Origin of the sequence: Dietzia sp. DQ12-76 (genome assembly GCF_014145045.1) — a bacterium.
Classification (GTDB): Bacteria; Actinomycetota; Actinomycetes; order Mycobacteriales; family Mycobacteriaceae; genus Dietzia.
The window spans coordinates 1-4041 of sequence record NZ_JAALDV010000050.1 but is presented as its reverse complement, the minus strand read 5'-3'; the positions used below and the strand labels follow the sequence as shown (position 1 = coordinate 4041).

Here is a 4041-nt window from a genome sequence, read left to right as displayed (position 1 = left end):
CGTCCCGCTCGGCGGCCTCGGTGCGTGGCAGGGCGGGTGGGGGCACGGCAGACGGGGGCGCCGCCCTCACCCCGCGGCCCTCCGCGCTCTCACCCGAGCGTTCGTGCCGGTGTTCCGAACCCCACTCGTCGAGCACTCGCCGTATCCCGGGGAAGTCGATGAGCAACACATCGAACCCCACGCACAGGACCAGGGACCCGTCGGGCCGCACTACGGCAGCGAACGTGTGCACCGGCCATCGGTGGGCGGGCGCGCGACGGTGGGACAGGTCCTGCCGCGCCTCATCCTCGGCAGCCTGTGGGTCGGGGTGCGAGCGGAGATCCACGATCTCGAACCGGTGGACCCCCGGATCGTCGAGCACCCGGCCCACGCCGTCGCGTCCCACCACCGCCCGGAGCATCGGGTGGCGGGCCACCACGCGGTTCCACGCCGACTCGAGCTCTCCCACGGTGGTGAGGGCGTCAGTCCCGGCAGGCAGCACGAACTCGTACTCGGAGTAGAAGTACGTCGAGACGCCGCCGAGCGGGTAGTCGTCACCCCGGCCGACCCAATAGGTGCCCTGTACGGGAGTCAGAGCGAACGTATCCGGGACCTCCTGACCGCCCGCGTCGGCGGGCGTCATCGCCGTCGACACCTCCGCGGCCACCTTCTCCGCGGACACCGGCCCGGCCGCACATCTCCGCTCGAGTGTCGTCAGGTCGATGTCTCCGACGAAGTCCCGCAGGGGGATCCTCACCCCCGTGCGCTCCACCAGCAGCCGCTGGAGCCGCACCGCCGAGAGCGAGTCCAGCCCCAGGTCCACCAGCGTCCCCGGGCCCACCGAGTCGACCTCCAGGACGTCGCAGACAGCAGCTTCGACCACGGACCAACTCGACGGCATGCCCCACCTCTCGCTCACAACACAAAGCGTCGCTGTCCGGACTGAACCACGGCGACACCGGCACGACTCTATTGATAATGAGTCTCGTTATCAATAGAGTCTCTACAGTCGTTGCCCGTCTCCCCGTTGTTGGAAGGGGGGTCCGCGCGTCCTCGCACCACCACCAGGGAGCCGCCATGTCCTCACCCATCCCCGACGCAGTCGAGGTCGCCGTGATCGGAGCCGGTCCGGCCGGGCTCACGGCGGCGCTCGTCCTGGGCCGCCAGAAGCGGACGGTCGTTCTGGTCGACTCCGGCCAACCGCGCAACGCCCCCGCGACCGAGATGCACATGTATCTCGGCCTCGACGGCAGGTCCCCGAAGGACCTGCGCAGGACGGGGATGGAGGAGGTCGCCGGTCATCCCAACGTCGAGATCGTGCATTCCACCGTGACGGGCATCGAGGTGACCGGCCCCGACACACCGGTCAGTCTCGCCACCTCGGATGGCAGATCATTCCTGGCCGAACGGCTGCTCGTCACCGCCGGGGTCCGAGACGACGTGAGCGGGATCCCCGGTGTGGCGGCGCGCTTCGGACAGGGCGTCTACCACTGCCCGTTCTGCCACGGCCACGAGGTCGACGGGCGGCGACTCGCCGTCCTCACCGACGCCCCGGAGAACCCGGCCCAACCCGGACTGCAGGCGGTCTATCTGGCCACCCACTTCTCCCGCGACGTCACCCTGCTCACCAACGGTCATCCGGTCCCGGACGAGATCCGCGAGACGCTCGCGCGCAATGGCGTTGGGCTCGAGCACCGGCCCGTGACCGAGCTCGGCGGGACCGACGGCGCCCTCACGGTCTCGGTCGGCGACGAGGAGCTCACCTTCGGTGCGGTCTTCCACACCCCCCGGGAGCAACCGCGCGACTCCGTGCTGGGCCTCGATCTCGAGACCGAGGGTGCGCACATCCTGGTGGACTGGCAACAGCGCACGTCGGACCCACGCGTGTTCGCGGCCGGCGACTGCGCCCGTCGTCGCGATGACCCCGTACCGCTGGCGTTCGTGGCCCGCGCCGTCGCCGCCGGACAGGCCGCAGGATTGTGGATCGACCAGGACCTCTTCCGCGCCCAGGCCGGTCTCGGCTGACGCAGTCCCACCCCACCCGTCACCACCCACTCACCTAAGGATCACCACTCTCATGGATCGCCGCGGTTTCCTCCGTCTCATCGCCGTCACCGGTGCCGTCACCGGCGCCGGACTCGCCCTGGGCGCCTGCGCCACCGAGGACGGAGGCGCGAACGGGACCGGCACCGGGACCGGCTCGGGCACAGGCGGAGACGGGGGCACCGTCCGTGTGGCGGCGATGGTCTCCCCGGGGGACACGCTCGACCCCGCCGCGGCGACCTCACCGGGAGCCTGGGTGGGCATCTTCGCTCTGTACGACTCCCTGGTGGTCCTCCTCGACAACGAGCCGGTATCCCAGCTGGCCGAGTCGATCACCTCCAACGACGCGGCGGATGTGTGGACGGTCCGGCTCCGGCCCGACGCCACCTTTTCGGACGGCTCACCGGTGACCGCCGAGGACGCCCTCGCCTCGCTGGTCTACACGGCCGCGTCCCCGATGGCCGGGTCCTTCCTCGCCCCACTGGACACCGCGGCGTCCCGTGCGGTCGACGAGCGCACGCTCGAGCTGCACCTCAGCGCTCCGCGCGCAGACTTCGTCGAGGCTGTCCTGGCCCCGCAGAGCGGCGTGTTCAAGGACGGCGACCCCGACTCCGGCATCGGATCGGGTCCGTTCGTCCTCGAGTCCGGATCGTCCGAGGACGGGTGGGTCTTCACACCCAACCCCCACCACCCGGGCGTCGGCATCGACCGACTCGAGGTGCGGTCGGTCCCGGACCCGGATGCGCGAGCCCGGGCCGTGGTCTCCGGCGACGTCGACTACGCCAACGACCTCCCGGTGACCGCCGCGCGGACGGTGGCCGAACCGGCCCGCATCACCGAGGGAGGCCCGGCGGACTCCAAGGCGCTCGGCCTCATCCTCAACACCCGTGTCGCGCCGTTCGACGACGAGCGGGTACGGACGGCGTTCAAGCTGCTGGTCGACAGGGAGACGCTCGTCGGCACCGTCCTCGGCCAGGGCGCCGTCGTGGGCGAGGACGTCCTGGGCAAAGGCATCAGCGGCTATCCCGACGAGCTGTCCGAGATCTCCCGTGACGTCGACCGGGCACGGTCCATCCTCGCGGAGGCCGGGGTCGACGACCTGACGTTGGTGACCTCCGACGTGGTTCCCGGCCTCAACGACGCCGCCGAGCTCCTGGTCACCCAGGCCCGCGAGGCCGGACTCACCCTCACTCTGGAGCGTCGGGACCCGGCGGCCTATTTCGCCGACATCCCGGGACTCATGGAGTTGCCGCTGTTCTCCCTCTACTGGGTCAACCGTTCGACGGCCACCGCGCTCCCGTTCACCACGGGTACCGCCGGCGGCTTCAACCTCGACGGATTCGGCGCCGACGCGGCGTGGGACCGGCGCCTGGCCGACGCCGCGGCCATCACCGACGACGCCGAACGGCAGGCGGCGGTCGCAGCGCTCGCCACGGAGGTGTCCGAGCGGGGAGGCCAGCTCATCTGGGGATACCAGCCGTTCCTCAACGCCACCACCGACGCCGCTGGTGACGTCCCCTCGAGCCAGTCCGCACCGTTCTTCGGGTCCCGCCCCGACTGATGACGCCCAGACGCGCCGCGGTGCGGATCGCCCAGACGCTCCTCACCTTGGCGGTCACCGTCGTGCTGGCGTTCTGGTTGGTCGACGCACTCCCCGGAGATGCCGCGACGGCGTCATACGTCACCACCGACGCCTCCTGGCTCGCCCGGCGACGGGCCGAGCTCGGACTCGACCTCCCGGTGGCCGAGCGCTTTGTCGAGTGGCTGGCGGGGATGCTCCGGGGTGACCCGGGACTCTCGGCCTCGGGCACGCCTGTCGTCGATCAGATCAGGGAGCCCCTGGCTCGAACGGGCCTGCTGTTGCTCGCGGCGATCCCCGTGGCAGTGGTGGCCGGACTCGGCGGCGGGGTGCTCGCCGGTGCCCGCGCCGGGTCCCGTACGGACCGGGCGACCTCACTCACCGCGGCCGCGGTGCTCGCCACCCCGGAGTTCGTCCTCGCCGTGATTCTCGTGTCGGTC

At 71.1% G+C, this 4041-nt stretch carries 3 protein-coding genes and 1 pseudogene; 3 read left to right on the top strand and 1 reads right to left on the bottom strand.

Annotated elements, in window-relative coordinates; genetic code table 11:
* Positions 1–862 (bottom strand): phosphopantetheine-binding protein (locus tag G6019_RS02565; protein ID WP_309230129.1); only part of this gene is annotated, 862 nt, incomplete at its 3' end.
* Positions 863–1056: 194 nt separating this feature from the next.
* Between G6019_RS02565 and G6019_RS02560 the strand changes: the two genes are divergently transcribed.
* The 3 genes and pseudogenes from G6019_RS02560 to G6019_RS02550 all read left to right on the top strand — a co-directional run.
* Complete coding sequence (locus G6019_RS02560; protein ID WP_182613189.1) at positions 1057–2004, top strand: NAD(P)/FAD-dependent oxidoreductase; 948 nt, start codon at positions 1057–1059, stop codon at positions 2002–2004.
* A 52-nt stretch (positions 2005–2056) separates the two neighbouring features.
* Positions 2057–3583: an ABC transporter substrate-binding protein gene (locus G6019_RS02555; RefSeq protein WP_182626987.1), complete on the top strand. Its 1527-nt coding sequence runs from the start codon at positions 2057–2059 to the stop codon at positions 3581–3583.
* Positions 3583–4041, top strand: a pseudogene (locus tag G6019_RS02550) (ABC transporter permease); the annotation flags it as partial. The gene G6019_RS02555 and the pseudogene G6019_RS02550, both read left to right, overlap by 1 nt.